At 50.2% G+C, this 18,404-nt stretch carries 17 protein-coding genes; 16 read left to right on the top strand and 1 reads right to left on the bottom strand.

From position 1 onward, the window contains the following. Positions 1 to 74 precede the first annotated feature (74 nt). The 5 genes from ACEN86_RS13030 (at position 75) to ACEN86_RS13010 (ending at position 3,806) form a co-directional block, all read left to right on the top strand. Positions 75 to 1,286: an MFS transporter gene (locus ACEN86_RS13030; RefSeq protein WP_495634300.1), complete on the top strand. Its 1,212-nt coding sequence runs from the start codon at positions 75 to 77 to the stop codon at positions 1,284 to 1,286. A 203-nt stretch (positions 1,287 to 1,489) separates the two neighbouring features. Further along, positions 1,490 to 1,948 (top strand): hypothetical protein, encoded by a 459-nt coding sequence (locus ACEN86_RS13025; protein WP_495631056.1) that lies wholly within the window; start codon positions 1,490 to 1,492, stop codon positions 1,946 to 1,948. Further along, the gene (locus tag ACEN86_RS13020) at positions 1,945 to 2,952 is read left to right on the top strand and encodes an FAD:protein FMN transferase (protein WP_495631055.1); all 1,008 of its coding nucleotides are present in this window, start codon (positions 1,945 to 1,947) and stop codon (positions 2,950 to 2,952) included. The genes ACEN86_RS13025 and ACEN86_RS13020 overlap by 4 nt, the downstream gene beginning before the upstream one ends. A gap of 28 nt (positions 2,953 to 2,980) precedes the next feature. Beyond that, positions 2,981 to 3,544: a ferric reductase-like transmembrane domain-containing protein gene (locus tag ACEN86_RS13015; RefSeq protein ID WP_495631054.1), complete on the top strand. Its 564-nt coding sequence runs from the start codon at positions 2,981 to 2,983 to the stop codon at positions 3,542 to 3,544. 124 nt (positions 3,545 to 3,668) lie between these two features. Beyond that, positions 3,669 to 3,806, top strand: a complete 138-nt coding sequence (locus tag ACEN86_RS13010; protein ID WP_495631053.1) for a hypothetical protein — start codon at positions 3,669 to 3,671, stop codon at positions 3,804 to 3,806. Between the two features lie 66 nt (positions 3,807 to 3,872). On the opposite strand, the gene ACEN86_RS13005 is transcribed toward ACEN86_RS13010, so the two are convergent. Then, positions 3,873 to 4,112, bottom strand: coding sequence for a hypothetical protein (locus ACEN86_RS13005; RefSeq protein ID WP_127199767.1), 240 nt, complete (start codon positions 4,110 to 4,112; stop codon positions 3,873 to 3,875). Between the two features lie 355 nt (positions 4,113 to 4,467). Between ACEN86_RS13005 and ACEN86_RS13000 the strand changes: the two genes are divergently transcribed. The 11 genes from ACEN86_RS13000 (at position 4,468) to hrpB (ending at position 18,398) form a co-directional block, all read left to right on the top strand. After that, positions 4,468 to 4,749 (top strand): hypothetical protein, encoded by a 282-nt coding sequence (locus tag ACEN86_RS13000; protein ID WP_495631052.1) that lies wholly within the window; start codon positions 4,468 to 4,470, stop codon positions 4,747 to 4,749. Between the two features lie 30 nt (positions 4,750 to 4,779). After that, the gene (essC, locus tag ACEN86_RS12995) at positions 4,780 to 8,763 is read left to right on the top strand and encodes a type VII secretion protein EssC (RefSeq protein WP_495631051.1); all 3,984 of its coding nucleotides are present in this window, start codon (positions 4,780 to 4,782) and stop codon (positions 8,761 to 8,763) included. Further along, entirely contained in the window at positions 8,764 to 9,597 is an 834-nt protein-coding gene (locus tag ACEN86_RS12990; RefSeq protein WP_495631050.1) for a hypothetical protein, read from the top strand. 2 nt (positions 9,598 to 9,599) lie between these two features. Further along, positions 9,600 to 10,352 (top strand): WXG100 family type VII secretion target, encoded by a 753-nt coding sequence (locus tag ACEN86_RS12985; protein WP_495631049.1) that lies wholly within the window; start codon positions 9,600 to 9,602, stop codon positions 10,350 to 10,352. Positions 10,353 to 10,388: 36 nt separating this feature from the next. Beyond that, complete coding sequence (locus ACEN86_RS12980; RefSeq protein ID WP_495631048.1) at positions 10,389 to 10,667, top strand: WXG100 family type VII secretion target; 279 nt, start codon at positions 10,389 to 10,391, stop codon at positions 10,665 to 10,667. Positions 10,668 to 10,708: 41 nt separating this feature from the next. After that, positions 10,709 to 12,727 carry a protein kinase family protein gene (locus tag ACEN86_RS12975; protein WP_495631047.1) on the top strand — a complete coding sequence of 673 codons (2,019 nt, stop codon included), beginning with the start codon at positions 10,709 to 10,711 and terminating at the stop codon, positions 12,725 to 12,727. 41 nt (positions 12,728 to 12,768) lie between these two features. Then, the gene (locus ACEN86_RS12970) at positions 12,769 to 13,521 is read left to right on the top strand and encodes a vWA domain-containing protein (protein WP_495631046.1); all 753 of its coding nucleotides are present in this window, start codon (positions 12,769 to 12,771) and stop codon (positions 13,519 to 13,521) included. A 10-nt stretch (positions 13,522 to 13,531) separates the two neighbouring features. Further along, positions 13,532 to 14,353: a hypothetical protein gene (locus ACEN86_RS12965; RefSeq protein ID WP_495631045.1), complete on the top strand. Its 822-nt coding sequence runs from the start codon at positions 13,532 to 13,534 to the stop codon at positions 14,351 to 14,353. 150 nt (positions 14,354 to 14,503) lie between these two features. Next, a complete protein-coding gene (locus ACEN86_RS12960) occupies positions 14,504 to 15,310 on the top strand; it encodes an SDR family oxidoreductase (protein WP_495631044.1) in 807 nt (268 codons plus the stop codon). Positions 15,311 to 15,340: 30 nt separating this feature from the next. After that, a complete protein-coding gene (locus ACEN86_RS12955; protein ID WP_495631043.1) occupies positions 15,341 to 15,706 on the top strand; it encodes a DnaJ family domain-containing protein in 366 nt (121 codons plus the stop codon). A 160-nt stretch (positions 15,707 to 15,866) separates the two neighbouring features. Beyond that, on the top strand, positions 15,867 to 18,398 hold the full coding sequence (gene hrpB / locus ACEN86_RS12950) for an ATP-dependent helicase HrpB (RefSeq protein WP_495631042.1): 2,532 nt from the start codon (positions 15,867 to 15,869) through the stop codon (positions 18,396 to 18,398). The last annotated feature ends 6 nt before the right edge of the window (positions 18,399 to 18,404 follow it).

Below are 18,404 nucleotides of genomic sequence, written 5' to 3'. Positions count from 1 at the left end.
AAAATGCTATGCTGGCAGCTGGCTAAGATTAAGTCTCCCGGGCACGTCAGGGAAGAGAGACAGAGGTGAACAAAATGGAATTTTCCTGGAGAAAAAATCTTTATGTTCTCTGGAGCGGTGTATTCTTTTGCAGTATGGCATATTCAATGGTGATTCCATTTCTATCCTTGTTCATTAGCCACGATTTAGGGGTAAGCACGAATGTAACCCTATGGTCCGGACTGACCTTCGGAATTACTTTTCTCGCAGGCGCTTTAATTGCTCCTTATTGGGGTTCACTTTCAGATAAATATGGACGCAAGCCGATGCTGCTGCGTTCGGGGTTCTGTCTATGCGGGGTATATATTCTGACTTCACTCGTGCAGGATCCCTATCAGCTTCTGGGCGTACGTATTCTTTCCGGCCTGTTGGCCGGTTATGTGCCTTCTGCCATTGCGCTTGTGGCAACCAATACGCCGGAGAGAAATGTCGGTTACTCTCTTGGGATTATGTCCACGGCGGGGGCGGCAGGGAGCATCGTGGGACCGATGATCGGCGGAGTTCTGAGCAAGTATATCGGTTACCGGGAATGCTTTCTGGCTGCAGGAGGCGTCGTATTGATCTCTGCGCTGATCGCCTTGTTCTTTGTCAAAGAGGAGAACTTCCACCGCGATCAAGCCAGGTCCCATGTGCTGGATGATTTCAAGGAGGCTATTGCGAACCGTCCACTGATCCGCCATTTGACGGTTGTGCTTATTGTGACCACCTCGGTTATGGTGCTCGAACCGCTATTGACGCTTTATGTTGTAGATTTGGGTGCTTCGATGGGGGACGCTTCCCTGAGCTCAGGAATTATCTTCTCGGCTGTTGGTATCGCCACCGTTATTGCGGCCCCCATATGGGGCAAGATAGGCCAGCGGATCGGTTACCAGAATACATTGATTATTGGGCTGGTCGGCGGAGGTGTGGGTAACCTGCTTCAGCTCGTGTTCCACAATTTATACGGGTTCGGAATTCTGAGATTTATGTATGGTCTGTTCTTCGCAGCGGTGTATCCTTCCTTGAACGCGTTGATTGTCAAAACAACCGCGCCGGAGTTTAGAGGCCGGGCGTTCAGCTTGAATCAGTCTGCCAATCAGCTTGGAGGCATGGCTGGTCCGATAGCAGGAGGTGCGGCGGCTGGATTTATACCCATCTCGTTCGTATTTGTTCTTAACGGTCTGCTGCTGTTGATTACCGCCTGGGTATTGAAGCTGAATCCATTAAGAAGAAGGATGCTAAGGAAGCAGGCTGCTTCCAAGTCCTAACAAGTTACTTTGATGAACAAATGATGTGATTAAGAACCGTCTTTAGATAGGAAAGCCGAAATTCAGGCTGCCTGCTAAGGGCGGTTTTTTTGTTAGGGATAGTCATTTTGGGCAATTCTTCAGCGTGCATTCAGCGATTATTAAGCTAAGGTTAGTACACTATCTTTAGTCACAAAGCTTCATACAGAGAGGAGACTTATACTATGGCAAAAAAAGATAAATGGCGTAAATGGAAAGCGAGCGCGGCCGGTGTTCTCGCAGCAGGCCTGGCATTACAGTGGCTCAAGATGACGCCTGCTTTTGAAACCGCACACCAGCAGGTTGCTGCTCTGGACAGTGCAGGGACAGCTATGGATCAGTCGGACAATACCGATTCAGATAGTGCGATCAATGATTGGCAAAATAATATGGATGAGCATCAATTCCAGCCTCAGGATGGACACCGGGGTCATCATAGAGAATTTCAATCCTGGGAAGAGGGGAATGGCTCTTCCGGGGACTCAAGCAGCAGTTCTGGCAGCGGCGCCATGGATAGCTCAGATGACAGCTCCGGGGGTAGCTATGTCGAAATCCCAAATGACAGCTCTGCAGGCAGCTCGAATGGCGGGTTCACCGACCAGGCGCCTTCGTCATCCTTTCAGACCCGGTCAGGTGGGTCATGAGTGCGCTAGAGACTGCTTCGCCAGCCTGGACCGCCGAGTTTCGGGCCATGAATACCAGGATTGAAGTTCATTTAGCGGTACCGGAGCTGAGTCAATTCAGATCCCTTGCCTTAAAGGTGCAGAATTGGTTCGAGGTTCAGGAGAGACGCTTTAGCCGGTTTATTCCCGCCAGCGAGCTTTGTACCTTGAATGCCTCCAGCGGATGGGTGGGCGTATCGGCTGCCATGTCCGAGGTACTGAATCTATCACGGCAGTTCATAAGACTCACCGAAGGTGTTTTTGAACCCGCCGTTCTCCCAGAGCTGCAAAGACAGGGATATGATCGAACTTTTGAAGAGGTTAAGACGTCCCTGGAAGGTCATAAGAATGGCCAATCTTTAGGGGAACCCGTCCACTCTAGAAAATGGTTATTTGATCCCGTGACCCGCATGTTCCGAAGAGATCCGGGTACAACCCTCGATCTTGGAGGGATAGTCAAAAGCTGGTGTGTGCAGGAGATCAGCAATTGGCTTCGTACACAGTCTGAAGTAGAAGCGTTCTGCGTGAATGCAGGCGGGGACTTGGCTGTCTGGAATCGCCATGCTGCGGGAAAGTCCTGGACCATTCAGATTGAGGACCCCTTCCATCAGGACAATAATATAGCTAGCTTGGAGCTGCACAGCGGAACAGCAGCCACGTCAAGCTGTACCAAGAGAAGGTGGACCAGACCGGATGGCAAGCTGGTTCATCATTTGATCGATCCGCGAACGGGTAAGTCTGCAGTGGGGGATATAGTACAGTGCACCGTAATCGGAAACCGTGTATCTGAATGTGAAGTTATAGCGAAGAGCATGTGTATCCTTGGCAGCATAGAAGGAATGAACTGGCTTAGACGCTGTAGTCTCACCCATACCATGATTTGGGTGGACAAGGAACAGCAAATACATTTCCGGGGACGTAAAGAGCAGCTTGATCTGATCACAACTAAGCTAGAACCGGATTGCATACATGAGATTCAAATTTAATAGAAGCAGGGTATAAGGAGGAATCAAGATGTCGGATTGGTTAATGAGTCTGCCCATATGGGAAGGTATAAGGGTATCGGGGATTGTATCGTATCTGCTTTTGTTCGCCGGGATGATGCTTGGTATTCTGCATGGAATGCCTTCCTTTGCTGGCAGGACCAAAGCAGCACTCTTTAAATGGCACACCCGCTCAACCTGGGCAGGCTTCCTCATAGGATTGGCACACGGAATGATCATCTATGTTGACCAGTACAGTCCTTTCACCTGGAAGGAAATCTGGGTTCCGTTCAAGGCTCCCACTCACCCGGTCGCGTACGGTATTGGAACACTGGCGGTATACGGCATGTTAATTCTGCTGCTGACCAGCGATCTAAGAAGTAAAATAAAAAAACCGCTCTGGTATGCGGTGCATCTGCTGTCTTATCCTATATTCTTCATGGCCCTGTTCCACGGGTTATTCACAGGCAGTGACACGGGAACTGCAGCAGCCAAGCTGATGTATGCACTCACGGGAATAGGCTTGATTGGCATGACAGTGTACCGTATGACCTTGAGAGGGAGCCGGTCAGGACAAGTGAAAATGTCGAAATAGGCTGCTTTTCAACTAATCTTACCGCAGCGTTTAAAATCAAATAAACGGGTTAAATTACAAGTAACCGGGTCAGAGGAAAAAAGTTCCTTTACCCGGTTTCACTAACTCTTAGGAGGTGGGCGTAATGGCTATTGACCGTTTTATACTAAAAAAGCTGGAGAAGTGCAAACATGAATTAGTCCGTCGTAATCTGCTAACTTTATTTCTCATTCGAGTAGAGAAAGCTTGGCATGAGGAAGAGGTCCACAGAACAGCGGGTTAACCTGCTCTCCATGAACCTCTAGCTGCAGCGATTGCTTGATTCCTTCATGCTATATTCTCTTGAAATTTAATATAAAGACAGAGCTAAGGAATCAAATTCACTCTTGCTGTGAAGAATGGCTTCTGAACCTTCAATTTCAATACTGATCAATGACGTCAAACATTTCTTAAGTGCTCTCTTGCCGGTTGTGAACTTCTTCTCAAGTGCGCTTGTCAAAAGTTTAATTGTTCGTTGAATGGGTTGTTTGCTCTCTGCTGCAAAGTACACAGGAACCGTGTTGTTTTGGAATTTAATCAGGATTCTCACTTTAATCACCTCTATACAGTGGTTTCATAATATAATACTAAAACACAATTATTAAAATAAGCTTAAAAGAACCTTATAACTTTCTAAATAAATGGAGGAATGAGAGACACTTGCTGTCTCTTTTTGCTGTTTACCCTGAAATGCTTCCGCTGACGCTCTATCCTCTTAAATTTAGATACGTATATGTGATATTAAAAGTAACAGCCTCAAATGAAACTAAGAGAAATTACCCATTTTTATGGGCATTTTGTAACAAATGAAGTTAGAGCAGCAAGCCATCTAGTGGTCAACAGTGATATGATTATGAACATAGTTGCTTTTAATAGAAATTGAATCGAAAGGCTGGGTAGCATTCGTGATTGTAACCGTATGTAAAGGCAGAGATCAGGCAGACTGGTTCGACATTGATTTCTCCCCGGAGACTAAGGCCTTTGACCTGCTTAGACTGCTTCAGCAAGAACTTGCATATCAACCGTTAGTAGATGAAGAGAATGTCAGATATATACTTGAAGGCAGGCTGCCGGAGGGTCCATGGTTCCCAATTTCGAATCAAAGCGGAGTAGGGGATAGCGGACTAATGGAGGGGGCTTTTGTCAGAATACAGCGTACTTATAGTACAATTGATGAAGGAATATGATACTAGTAATTTGGAGCTAGGAGGAGTAGGGTGAGTATTCTCTATCAAAGATCACCTAGAATGACAAAGTCAGTTGAGTCTGCTCAGACAGAAATTTTGAAGCCGCCAGATGCGCCCTCTAGACCTGTATTCTCGCCTCTGCTGTTTGTATGGCCTTCCCTGCTGACATTGGTTACAGCGGGCGTGATCATCTATTTGAACTTTGTTACGGATAAGGCAGGCTCGCACTTTACGCTGTACGAAGGAATTGCCCTAATCGTAGTGCTCATGACATATACACTGCCTTTCGCAGTATATTGGGCAAGGAACAGAGATTATGAACAGAAGCAGAATGAAAGGGAACTCAAATATAATACGCTTCTTGATAAATATAAGGAAGAATTCGAGGCGAAAAGTTCACTGCAAAGAGAACTGCTTCTCTCTGTGCACCGGCACCCGGACACGGCGGTACACATTGCTGCAGAGCGAGCGGCAGTCCTGTGGGAAAGATCCTCAGGCGACGCGGACTTTTTGGATGTCAGAGCAGGTACAGGAAGTGTTCCTTTTCATGTAGACATCAAGGCGCCGAAGAAGAATGAATTCATAGACGATCCGCTTGTGGATCAGGCCATCCGGATACAGGAAAGTTATCAATATGTGCCAGATTGTCCTGTAACCCTTCCGCTTACCGAAGGCGGAGTGATTGGCATTGTCGGCAGCGGGGAGGAGGTTCGCAGCCTGGTCCGCGCTTTAATTGCCCAAGTTACTCTTAACCATTCACCGGATGAAGTGAAACTTGCCGCGATTTTTGGGGAGTCGGGGCGCGAGCATTGGGACTGGATGCAATACTTTCCCCACATATGGGATGAAGGGAAGGATCGCAGATTCATTGCCGGAAATCCCGTTCAAATTCGTGAGCTTGCTGAATCGCTTTATCAGCAGCTTATTCCGCGAATTACGAGACCGGAGAGAGCTTATAGCCCGTACAGACAAGTGGATCACCCCTATTATGTGACGATCTTGACTGACAACCGGCTGATCGAAGATGAAGCGCTGTATACGCTGCTGATGGAACAGGAGGAAGGTCTGAATGCCTGTGTCCTGGTCCTGGCTGACTCCACAGAGAATCTGCCGAGACCCTGTCGGCTTATCGTGGAGTGTGATGGAACGAAGGCGTCTTATACCTTAAGACAAGAAAGCGGAGTGTCCATTACTCAGCAGATGACGGTGGACCGCATCTCTCTTCAGCAGATGGATTCATTAGCCCGGACCATGGCGGCCATCGAACTCAAGAAGTCTACAGCTGGAGAAATTCCTTCAGCATTAACGCTTCTTGAACTGCTGGGAATTAAGCAGCTGGGTGAGCATGACATGGCCGCATCCTGGGAACGGAATCGCTTTCCCCAGCTGCTTCCAGTACCTATTGGAGTGAAATCAGGCGGGAAAACCGTACAGTTGCAGCTTCATGACAAGATTGAACGTCAGGGACACGGGCCACATGGCCTTATAGCAGGAACAACCGGGTCGGGTAAAAGTGAACTGCTTCAATCCCTGGTTGCAGGTATGGCGGCGGAATATCATCCGCATGACGTCAATTTCCTGCTAATCGACTACAAAGGTGGAGGCATGTCGAATGTGCTGGAGGCTTTCCCACATGTCGTAGGTTCCTTGACCAATTTGGATAAAAGGATGATTCATCGCGCTAAAGTGTCACTTCGGGCCGAGCTGGTCCGCCGGCAGCAGATTCTCAAGGAGGCTGGAAATCTGCAGCATATTGATGAATATTATCTGCTTCAGTCCAAGGAACCCCTGCCGCATCTAATTGTTATGATTGATGAATTCGCGGAGCTCAAACGGGATCACCCGGATTTCATGGATGAGTTAATTAGTATTGCTTCTATTGGCCGAACGCTGGGGTTACATTTAATTCTGGCGACCCAGAAGCCTTCGGGTGTAGTCGATGACAAGATCTGGAGTAACGCGAGATTCAGGATTTGTCTGCGGGTTCAGGAGGAGAGCGACAGCAGGGACATGCTTAAAGTGCCGGATGCAGCATGGATTACCAAATCCGGGCGCGGTTATTTCCAGGTAGGCAGCGGCGAAATATTCGAGCAGCTGCAATTTGCCTGGAGCAGTGCTCCGTATACGGCTGACGGGAAGTCCCCGGCATCCATATACAAGCTTGGATTAAGCGGAGAGCGAATGCCTATGGCCTTGAATGTGAATGAACCAATGGATATCACTTCAGCCCAGCCGCCCAGTAAGCAGCTGCAAGCTGTAATTCATGCAGTTCAGAAGACGGCAGATCATTTGGGGGTTACTCCGCTAAAAGGTCCATGGCTTCCTCCGCTGCCTGAGCTGATCGGGCCATTGGAAATTTCTGATGAGATTGAGCAAGGTGAAGGCCTGGTGGCCGTGGCTGGACTGGCAGATGATATCACTGAGCAGCAGCAGCTTCCGCTTCAAATTGCCTTGGACGATGGGCATTTGCTGATCTATGGTATGCCTGGTTCAGGCAAGACCACATTCATTCAATCCTTACTTATGTCATTAGCCAAAAGATATTCGCCAGAGACCTGGAATGGGTACGTGGTCGATATGGGGAGAACAATGAAGGAATTCGCCAGCCTTCCTCATATCGGGAATGTCCTTATGCCTGAGGATCATGACCGGGTATCCCGGCTGTTCCGTTACCTGTTGCTCACTTCGAATGAACGAAGACAACAATTTGTGCAAGCAGGCGTGAAGACTGCGGCCGAATACCGCAGGTCTGTAGATCCGCAGCTTCCGGAGATTGTGGTCGTACTTGACGATTATTATCTGTTCAAAGGCTCCTTCCCTTCGGAAAATGACAAGCTGGATTTCATCCTGCGAGAGGGTGCAGCTGCTGGAATACGAATAATTATTAGTGCCAATCGCGTTGGAGATATCAGCGAGAAGCTTCGCAGCAGTGTTCCAAGATCGATAGCCTTTCAGATTGCCGATCCTGGCGATTACTATTATATGGGCCTTCGTGCTGCCGGCGGAGCAGATATACATCAGCCGCCTGGGCGCGGGTATATCAAATGGGAGTCCCGTGTATTGGAATTCCAAAGCTCGCTTCCTTCGCCGGGTGAGAATGAGGTTGAGAGAGCAGAGCTGCTTCGGTACCAGATATTTGAATTAGACCGAGGCTGGAAAGGCCCACGGCCCGAACCGATTCGCGAACTGCCGGTCGCCTTGACCCTGGACGAAGTGATTCAGGAATGTGACCGAAGCGGTGTTCGGGCTCCGCTTGGAATCAGAGTAGAGGATCTTAAGTCTTTTGGAGCGGATCTGGAGTTAGGACCTCACTTTCTGGTAGGCGCACCAATGGAGGCGGGAAAGACCATGTTCCTGACAAGCTGGCTGTTGTCACTTGCCTGGAATTGTGGGCCTGAGCAGCTAGAGATCTATACCGTCGATAATCGCCACTCCGCGAATGAGCTGGCACTACTCCAAGGAATCCCGCATATCCAAGGCAGCTGCTTCGGTGACAACGGGCTTGCCGGAATTGTTGACAAACTCCTTGACACCCAGGCGAATTCTTCCGAGTCTGCCGGAATGGTCTATCGACCAAGACCGGCGAAGCTGCTGATGATTGACGATGCGGATCTGCTTGCCCGTCAAATGCAGGACTTCACTCTAAAGGACAAGCTCACGAGTCTGATCAGAAAATCTAGAGAATTGGGTGTACATGTAATTATCTCCGGGGTACCTTCAGACTTTCCAACCTTTGGAGTTGACTGGTTCAGCGAGATTCGCAACTGTCAAAGCGGATTTCTGCTGGGAAGCCGGGATGCGAATGATCTTAGCTTCTTCCGGATTCCTATGTCAGAGACCCAGACGGGGAATGGAGAGCTGCCCGTCCTGCCGCCAGGACAGGGTTATTATATAAGACGCAAATACGATAAGATTAAAGCAGCTCTACCCTTTACAACTATGGAAGCAAAAGCAGAATGGATCAGAAGAATTAGCGATAAGTGGAAGGTGTTAGTCGGAGAGGAGGTGGGATAAATGGTGACGGCAAATGCCTCACATCAATCAGCGGGAATCACCCTGGAGACGAAGGAACTGTTCTTTCTTGCCGGCATTCTCGGTTCAGACCGTCTGCTGGGAATTGATGACCCGTTCCGCGGATATTTGTCAGAAGAAATCGCCGAGGAATGGGAAAGTGCGAAGAATTCTTTGCTTAGTAAGGGTTATTTGACCCAAGTGAGCAATGGGGTGGAGCTTGAAATGTCACCCCAGGTATTCTCACAGGTGGCTATAGCTGGTCTGGCCGAACGTGCATGCTGGGTAAGATACTCGAATGAGGAAGAGAAATTTGAGGGTTATCTTCATGTAACGGATGAGAAGGTCGTTGAGGTAAGAAAGATATCTGAATCTTCACGAGAGTATCAACTGCTGGAGATCGGCAATGTGAGACAGGCTAGCGAGGTTCTGGTGAACCGGATGAAATGGAATCCCAAATCTCCGGAGAATATGCCTGCTCTTCTCTTATCCCGAAAACAATTTAATGAGCTGTATGAGAACAGCGAGCATCTGAGTATGGATGAGATCAGTACGGAGCTCGCTGAATCTACTGATGATCACGAAGGCGCTTTGGCCTTGGCCAAAAGCATCAAAACAAGGATATCCGATGGAGAGCTTCAGTTATCTGTATGGAGTGGATCGGATTGGGAGACCCAGGGTGCGGCTTTTATCGTAAATGAATCTATGAATTGGTTAATTCGTATGAGCACCAAAGATGATGAAGACTGGTTGATTGCTACCCCGACGACAAGAGAGCAATTTCACACAATGCTGCTGCTGTGGTTGGAAAGACCTTCGGAAGCAGAGGAAAGGTGATAATGATGCGTATAAAAATGGAACCCGAGCAAATGCGGACACTGAGCAAAAATTTGCAGCAATCTGCGGAACAGCTGCGCCAAATGGCGGCAGGCCTTAATCAGCTGCTGCATTCCCTTATTCAGGAGAGCGGTCCTCTCGGATCTGTTACCGAACAGTGGCAGCAAGCCCATCGTTTGTCTGAGCAGCTTCATACTGAGCTTCACCGGATTGGCAGATTTGTAGAGAACAAGGCAGATGCATTTCAAGGTCTTGAGCATGAACCGGCAGCCTACCAGAAAGGAACACCGATTGCCGCAGTGGGCACCGCGGCTGCCCTATACGCTGGCCTGCTGGCTGTACGTAATCCAGTAATCCTTCCAGGGAGCTATAAAATGCATGGCGTGATCTCGAACCCGGAATCGGCAGTTCAGGCTGTGAGGAATGAGAAGAACCAGGGATCTGGGCAGAAGTGGGAAGTGCATACCTCTCAATCCAACGTACTTGGCTTCAAAACTTCGAACCGGCTGCGATCAAGCGGAATTCAGCAGACAGATGCTGGACGTATTGAAGCAGATGAGCGCGAGCTTCTGCAGGTAGCTGTGAACAACCCGCCCGCATGGAAGTTCACCAATCCTTCTGCGGCCGTGCAGCGTCCGCTTAAGCTGCGCAGGATCAGAGTTATTCCAGGAGGCAAGAAACCATCGGGAGTGCGGCCATTAGATAAGCTGTTAAACAAGCAGAAGCCGCCTGAGAGGAACATTACCCAAGATTAAGAAGATTCTACATTATAGGCAGGGAGGAAGACACAAATGGCAGGACGTATAACAATCAGCCCGGAACATGTGGAGCAAATCGCCAAGCAATTTAAGCAAAGCAGTGAGGAAAGCAGGCAAATTGTGTCTAACTTAACGAATGCAGTCCAAGGAATGGAGAATGAATGGGAAGGTGTTACTAAACAGCGTTTCATCAAAGAGTTCCAGGAAGCTGACAAGCAAATGCATTCTTTTGTACAGATTCTGGATTCCATCAGCGAAGAATTATTGTCGCTCTCACAGAAATTTCGGTCCATTGACCAAAGCCATAATTAATTCAAAGTTATTCATTCTTGCGGAAGAAAGAGGGAGTATTAATGTCATTTCAGCCTAACCCGGGGGATGAGGTCTATATTAGCCAAACGAAATATCTGGTCGGACAGCATCCAGCAGCACCGGGTATGGCTTATGCCCAGGCCGGAAGGCAGGGCACCGTCTATAAGCTGATTCCCGAGCACGGAGATGAGGACGGGGCTAAGGCACTGAAGATCTTTTACCCCAAATACCGGAATCCTGCGCTGGTGTATCAGTCTGAGAATATGGAGATCTTCAGTTCGCTGCCCGGCCTTAAAGTATGCTCGCGTCTTGTAGTCACACCGGAGACGAATGGGGCACTTATCGCCCGGTATCCGGACATGCTGTATGCGGTGCTTATGCCATGGGTAAATGGTTCAACCTGGATGGATGTTCTAGCTCACCAGGATCAGTTGACCCAAAGCGAGAGCTGGGAACTGGCCAAAGGGCTTGCAGCTGTCGGATCGGCGATGGAGCAAAAGGGACTGGCCCACTGCGACTTATCCTCTCCAAATGTTCTGCTGCCCACTTGGCGCAGCTCGAATTCTAAGCTGGATGACAGCTCATCGATTGAGCTGGTGGATGTGGAGCAGCTGTATAGTCCACGATTAGATCCACCGGATGTGAACTTTACCGGGTCTCCGGGGTATGCTTCTGGTCAGCCCGTGCATCGCAGTACAGGCGGGCCATGGCACGCCTATGCAGATCGATTCGCCGGAGCCGTCATTCTGTCCGAGATGCTGAGCTGGTCTGATCCTCGTATTATTGCAGAAGCTTGGGGAGAGAGCTACTTCGATCCGGAAGAGATGCAGACCCGGAGCGCCAGATATGAGCTGATGGTTCAAAGTCTGGAAGAGAACTGGGGAAAAGCTGCGGCTGAGCTATTTGTCCGGGCGTGGCAGAGTGATGATGTAAGGAACTGTCCAACCTTTGGAGAATGGCTGGTCGTTATATCGATGCTGGCTCCTCAAACTCCTGCGGAAGAATCAAGATCAGCCCTTGAGCCGTCATCACCGGTCATCCCATCTGCTTCAGAGGGTGATCATCAGACACTGGAAATTCCTTCATTCCTGACTGTCAATGAGTTGGTAGAATGGTCAAGAAGACAGGAGGAGGAAGGAAATAAGGAATTCGCACTGGAAGGATACCGTAGAGCGCTTGCGGACTCACCTGCCGGAGGGGACTTATATACGGAGCTCTCGGCAGCTGTACAGGGCTTGATAACCGTTCAAGCTCCGCTGCCAGAGGAGCCTGTGGTTAAGGGCTTACCCCGGAGTAAAGAGCCACAGCGGAAAGTATGGTATGCCGGAGCAGCACTGCTTGTCCTGCTCATCGGAGTACTTCTAGTCTATGCTCTGCCAGGAAGTTCAAAACCCGGCGATACCAGCATCGTTCATAGTGGCGAGCAGATCAAGCAGCCTGCGACTGCGGTTCCGCCGAATAAGGCACCGGTTCAAAGTCCGGTAAAAGCCCCTGCAGCTAACCAGGATAAGCTGGCCGAACAAGCCAAGGCGGAGGCGGCTGCCAAAGCCGCTAAGCTTGAAGAGGAGCGTAAAAAGCAGGCAGAGATTAAGCGGCAGGAAGAAGAGGCCAAGAAGCAGGAAGAGGCCAAGAAGCAAGCCGAACTTGACAAGCAGAGGGAAGCTCAGCTCAAGTATGACCGGCAGCTGCAGTACGAGAAGTATTTGGTATGGAAGCAAGACCGGGACGAACGGCTGGCTAAGGAAGCAGCCGAGAAGCAAAAGGCTGAAGCCGCCCGCAAAGCAAAGCTTGAAGAGCAGAAGCGCGAGAGTGAGCAAAAAGCGCGAATACTGGCAGCCAAGCGTGAGCAGCAGGTGATCAAACTCAATGCTTCTTATAACCAGGCATATAATGCGCTCAAAACTGGCGGCACCGACTCTGCCAAATCCTACGCTTGGCAGTTCCTGGACACGTATACCCAGGACTCCGGTTATTTCAGCAAAAATGCCAAGTTGGCTAAACGGGCTGCAGGTCTCAAAAAGTTTTTGGCCAAACCCTCTGCAGGACTGCCCGATATTTAGACCAGGAATGATTTAGCGTAATTAAAGGAGACAAAAGCTGCATGAAGTACACCGTTCAGGCCTCGCAACGGACGCCGGCCCTGATTATATATTTAATTGATATTAGTGCTTCCATGAACTTGCTGATGGAAGGGCGAAGACGGATTGATATTGTATACGATGCCCTATCCCTTGCAGTTAGACAGATGGTGTTCAGATCGACTAAAGGAAACCGGCTGACCCCCCGCTACCGGATTGCCCTGCTGGCCTACAGTGATGAGGTGTATGACCTGCTTGGCGGCGTCAAAGGAATTGATGAGGTTGCCCTGCTTGGGAAGCTTCCTGACCTGACACCCAAGAGGTTCTCGGACTCTGCGAAAGCTTTTGCCCAGGCAGAGAGAATTCTACAGGCCGAGCTGCCGGATATGCAGGGATGCCCGGCTCCCTTGATCTGCCATATGACAGATGGGGTTACTACCGGGGAAGACCCGGAGCCGATCGTGAAGCGAATCATGGCCATGGGAGTTGAGGATGGGAACGTTCTGGTGGAGAATATTTTCATTTCGGACCACGTGCTTGACGATCCAATTCATGAGCCGCGTAGATGGAAGGGCATTGACCAGGCAACCATTCTGAAGGAAGGCGCCGGACTGAAGCTGCGTGAAATGTCCTCTGTGCTTCCAGAGAGCTACAGAGAGATGCTGGCTGAAGCGGATTACCAGCTGGCTCCGGGTGCCCTTATGCTGCTGCCAGGGAACTGTATGGAGCTGGTATCCATAGGATTCCAGATGTCGGCTGCAACACCGGTTAGATGAGGCAGACGAGTTGAGAAATAAATTTACACGCCTGGTTCCCTCCTCCTTCGAGTGGATCAGTCACCAGAATTACGTCCATCCCCTTGCCGAGAAGTCTACCCGCCGGTTCACCTGCCGATATACATACAGCCCTTCGGATGAAACCCTGGAACTCGGGGAGGCCAGTCAGGATTATCTGGCCGTAGGAATAGATGGCCATTCCTGCAGATTCGTAATCTGTGATGGCGTCTCCTTATCCTATCGCGGAGATTTCGCGGCCAGGTTCCTTGGCAGTCGTATATTCAACTGGCTGGGTCAGTCCATGGACTTGTCCAAAGAGGGCTTCGAGCAGTTCCTTCAAGACCTGGTTCCCGAAGCTTCAGAGGCAGCCGACAGCCTGGAATTACCTTCGGGTATGCCATATCTCTTAAGAGAGGTTCTGAAGGATAAGCGCTCCCGCGGAGCTGAGAGCATGTATTTATGCGGGAGAATCGAGCTTCCGGATGGTGGACGACAGGGCAGCATTTGGCTGGCTTGGCAGGGGGACTGCCGGGTTAGGAGATGGGTAGATCACGCCGAGGTGGCCACGAAGCCGGATTCCTTTGATACCAGAGAGCGGTGGTCCGGCCGACATGGAGTTATTGGAGGCTCTCCCCATGTATATGCGGAAGACTTTATGAAGGCGAATGAGAACCACCGCTTAATGATCTATACGGATGGATTCAAGCGGCTTGACGGCTGCGGGGAGCCGTCAGAAATTATTACTTTACTGAATCGAATGCTCACCAATCAAGCCAAAGAAGCGCATCTGGAGGATGATGCGTCTTGGCTTGAGTTAACCTGGAATACCTGAGAGAACAACGCCAAATCCCTTGGCGTTGTTTTTTTATTTAGAAATAAATGACTTTTTGATTAAATAGTATCACTTTGTGGGTAATCTTGAGACAGAAGCAAATTGCTGACTAAGTCTAATCCTATAAATAGAGATAAGGAGTGAAAAAACATGCCCAATAATCAGACCAATCGACAACGTTTTCAGGGTAAAACAGCTATAGTAACAGGTGCGGGTTCTGGAATTGGGAAAGCAGCAGCAATTCGGCTTGCTCAAGAAGGGGCAAAGGTGGCTCTATTTGATCTGCAAAATGACCGTACAAGATCAACGGAGCATGAAATTAACAATATATTCAGAGGGATCTCACGTTCTTTTGATGTAGATGTCTCAGACCCGGAGCGCATGGAGAAGGCGGTACAGGAGGCAGCTTCCTACTTTGGGGGGATCGATATTGTTTTTGCCAATGCGGGCATTAACGGTGTCCTGGCGCCTATTGAAGAGATGGGCTTTGATGACTGGGAAAGAACGCTGCGGATTAATCTGAATGGCACCTTCTTGACGGTGAAGTATACGCTCCCTTATTTGAAAGAAAAAGGGGAAGGCAGTATTATTATCACAAGTTCCATTAACGGAAGTGACCGGTTTGCAGGCTTCGGAATGTCTGCATATAGTACAACCAAGGCAGGACAAGTCGGTTTTGCGAAGATGGCTGCCCTGGAACTTGCGAAATTCAAGATCCGGGTGAATGTGATCTGCCCAGGCGCCATTGCCACCAATATTGACCAGACCACAGAACCCAGCGATGAGTTGAAGGAAATTGTAATTCCTGTCGAATATCCTGAAGGCAGTCAGCCGCTGGCTGATGGACCTGGTCAACCGGAGGATGTTGCTGACCTCGTTGCATTCCTAGCATCATCGGAATCAAAGCATATCACAGGAGCAAGAATCGTTATTGATGGAGCAGAATCATTACTGTAGCTTAAATTTGGAGAGGAGCTGTGGAGCTGCATGTTCACCTGGCTGGCTGAACAGAGAATAACAGAAGCAGTTGACAGGGGGGAGCTGGAGGATCTTCCAGGCAAGGGAGAGCCTTTGCAAATGGAGGACCTCTCCCACATCCCTGAAGATCTTCGTATTGCGTATAAAGTTATGAAAAATGCAGGTTATGTCCCTGAAGAGTTAACCCTGAGAGGTGAGTGTCTGCAGCTGGAGGATCTGCTGCAAGCCTGCAACGATCCAAGCGAGAAGCAGCGCCTGTACAAGCAGTTAAATGAGAAGACCGTTCGGCTTCGGCTGATGATTGCTCAGCGGGGTATGGCTGAGAATAAAGCTTTTCAACAATATGAACCGGCTATAAGCGGCAGGTTCAAATAATACCTGTTACTTACCCGAAGAGGTCACTAGTCATGCCTTGCTTAGGCACGATTAGCGGCCTCTTTGCTGTTCCATTTTTGACAGGGAAACGGCCTCCATTTATGATTAGTCGCAGGTAGAAGACATTGGAACAGTACAATCGCAAGGAGAAGTGTAATGCATGAATTTGCCCATAGATGAGATTATTCCAGATTTAAAAGAAACACTGAAGATGAACCAGAATGCAGTACTGCTGGCTGAGCCTGGAGCGGGGAAGACCACCCGCACGCCTCTGGCCTTATTGGAGGAGCCCTGGCTGAAAGGTCAGGGTATTATCATGCTGGAACCCCGCCGCTTGGCAGCCAGATCTGCAGCGGCCTTCATGGCCGCCCAGCTTGGTGAAGAGGTAGGGGCTACCGTCGGGTATGTCATTCGGATGGACAGCAGAACAAGCCCGCGAACGCGAATAACGGTGGTTACCGAAGGTATCCTTACACGTATGCTGCAGACAGACCCTGCACTTGAGGGAACCGGTCTGGTCATATTCGATGAGTACCACGAACGAAGCCTGCAGGCGGATCTGGGGCTGGCCCTCTCTCTGCAAAGTCAGGCTGTTCTGAGAGAGGACCTGCGTATATTGGTCATGTCGGCCACACTGGCGGCAGAACCGGTCTCCCGCATGATGAATCATGCCCCGGTGTTGCAAAGCCAGGGAAGGACGTATCCGGTGGAGACGATCTATTTGCCGGAACCGAGCCGTCAGCCGCTTGAGCCGCTTATGGCTGGAGCCATACGTACAGCCTTGTCGAGACATGAAGGGGGAATATTGGCATTCCTTCCGGGGATCCGGGAGATTCGCCGGGTTCAAATGAGCCTGTTGAAGGAGCTACCGCCGAATGTCGAATTGGTTCCCCTCTACGGCAGTATGCCGCAGCAGGAACAGCTTAACGCCATCCGGATGCCGAGACCGGGGCATCGCAAGGTCGTGCTGGCTACCTCAATAGCTGAATCCAGCTTGACTGTTGAGGGAATTCGGGTTGTTATTGATGGTGGACTTAGACGCACGCAGCAGTTCTCATCCCGAACGGGTATGGGCAGGCTGGTTACTCTGCGGGCAGCAAGGGACTCGGCTGACCAGCGTAGAGGCCGGGCAGGACGAACCGCTCCGGGTCTATGTTACCGTCTGTGGACTGAACAAGAGGATCGCCAGCTGTCTGAAAGGACCGCTCCGGAGATCCTGGAGGCAGATCTCTCGGGGCTTGCCTTGGAGCTGGCTGTATGGGGAGTGAAGGACCCTGCTGATCTGCAGTGGCTCGATCTGCCGCGGGAATCTTCTTTCCTTCAGGCACAGCGGCTCCTTATCCAGCTGCATGCCTTAGATCCAAGTGGAGGTATTACCCCGCATGGACAGCAGATGGCTGGACTGGGTCTGCACCCGAGACTCTCTCATATGATACTCGAGGCTTCGAGAACCGGACAGGGGAAGCTTGCCTGCTTACTGGCCGCACTTCTCGAAGAAAGAGACATCTTCCCAAGAAGGTCCCCGGGCAGCATGAGTCATGACCTGCGGGCAAGGCTGGAGGTCTTGACCCGAGCCTGCTTGGCAGGGACTGGACGGACAGACCTGCGCGGAGCGCTTGAATCTGATGTAGAACGTCTTTTGGTACAGAGCAGACAGTGGATCTCAAGACTTCCTGATGCCGGATGTGAACAGAAGGAGCCTACCCTCGAAGCAGCAGGCCAACTGTGCGGCTTACTGCTCTCCTTCGCTTTTCCAGACCGGATTGGCCAGCGCAGACCGGATGGGCGTTACCTGCTTCGCAGTGGACGCGGAGCAGAGATGATCCATGGAGAACTTCTGTCTCAGGAGAAATATATTGTCGCCGCGGAAGTAGATGATGAAGGGACAGAGGCACGAATTATACTTACTGCCCCGCTCATGGAGAGTCAGCTTGAGCGTTATTTCAGGAACGAAATGAATGAAGAGACCGAGATTAAATGGGATGAGAGTACAGGCACGGTCCGGGTTAGGAGCATGCTCAAGCTGGGAGCCATGGTGATAAAAGAGACTGCCAATATCAAGCCCACGGCAGAACAAATCCAAGCGGCTCTCTTGAAGACCATTCAGGACGGTGGAATTCACCTGCTTCCCTGGGATACGAAATCAAGGCAGCTGCAGGCGAGAATCCTGTTCATGCGGCAGCACTGCGGCGAGGAATGGCCAGATGTATCGGATGATGCCCTGATGCAGAGTGCAGGTCAGTGGCTGCCCCCTTATCTTGGAGGATTTAAGAGAAAGTCCGACTTCAGATCCCTACAGCTGAATCAAATCCTGGGGAATCTCCTGAATTGGAGTCAGAAGCAGGAGCTGGAGCAGCAGGCGCCGACGCATATCATCGTTCCGAGCGGCTCAAGGATTGCAGTGAACTATGAGGGTCCCGGGGCACCCTATGTCTCTGTCCGGCTTCAGGAGCTATTCGGTCTCCTGGATACTCCGCGTCTAGCCTATGGCCGCGCTGCGGTTACGATGCACATCTTATCCCCGGCTTCCCGTCCGGTTCAGGTTACTTCGGATTTGCGGAGCTTTTGGGAGACTACTTATTTTGAGGTAAAAAAAGATCTGAAAGGCCGTTATCCGAAGCACTACTGGCCTGATCATCCGCTTGAAGCCACGGCAACGAAAAGGGTTCGTCCTAGCGCAGATCGCAAATAAGAATAG

The sequence above is a fragment of the Paenibacillus sp. Paensp111 genome, assembly GCF_059492195.1.
The sequence above is the reverse complement of the archived record's forward strand: the minus strand, read 5'-3'. Positions and strand labels throughout refer to the sequence as shown.

Bases quoted from the DNA above. Each gene is read 5' to 3' on its own strand.
- ACEN86_RS12955 (WP_495631043.1), top strand. From the start codon at position 15,341: ATGTTCACCTGGCTGGCTGAACAGAGAATAACAGAAGCAGTTGACAGG.
- ACEN86_RS12970 (WP_495631046.1), top strand. From the start codon at position 12,769: ATGAAGTACACCGTTCAGGCCTCGCAACGGACGCCGGCCCTGATTATA.
- ACEN86_RS13020 (WP_495631055.1), top strand. From the start codon at position 1,945: ATGAGTGCGCTAGAGACTGCTTCGCCAGCCTGGACCGCCGAGTTTCGG.
- hrpB (WP_495631042.1), top strand. From the start codon at position 15,867: ATGAATTTGCCCATAGATGAGATTATTCCAGATTTAAAAGAAACACTG.
- ACEN86_RS12990 (WP_495631050.1), top strand. From the start codon at position 8,764: ATGGTGACGGCAAATGCCTCACATCAATCAGCGGGAATCACCCTGGAG.
- ACEN86_RS13030 (WP_495634300.1), top strand. From the start codon at position 75: ATGGAATTTTCCTGGAGAAAAAATCTTTATGTTCTCTGGAGCGGTGTA.
- ACEN86_RS13015 (WP_495631054.1), top strand. From the start codon at position 2,981: ATGTCGGATTGGTTAATGAGTCTGCCCATATGGGAAGGTATAAGGGTA.
- ACEN86_RS12985 (WP_495631049.1), top strand. From the start codon at position 9,600: ATGATGCGTATAAAAATGGAACCCGAGCAAATGCGGACACTGAGCAAA.
- ACEN86_RS12980 (WP_495631048.1), top strand. From the start codon at position 10,389: ATGGCAGGACGTATAACAATCAGCCCGGAACATGTGGAGCAAATCGCC.
- ACEN86_RS13010 (WP_495631053.1), top strand. From the start codon at position 3,669: ATGGCTATTGACCGTTTTATACTAAAAAAGCTGGAGAAGTGCAAACAT.
- ACEN86_RS12975 (WP_495631047.1), top strand. From the start codon at position 10,709: ATGTCATTTCAGCCTAACCCGGGGGATGAGGTCTATATTAGCCAAACG.
- ACEN86_RS12960 (WP_495631044.1), top strand. From the start codon at position 14,504: ATGCCCAATAATCAGACCAATCGACAACGTTTTCAGGGTAAAACAGCT.
- ACEN86_RS13025 (WP_495631056.1), top strand. From the start codon at position 1,490: ATGGCAAAAAAAGATAAATGGCGTAAATGGAAAGCGAGCGCGGCCGGT.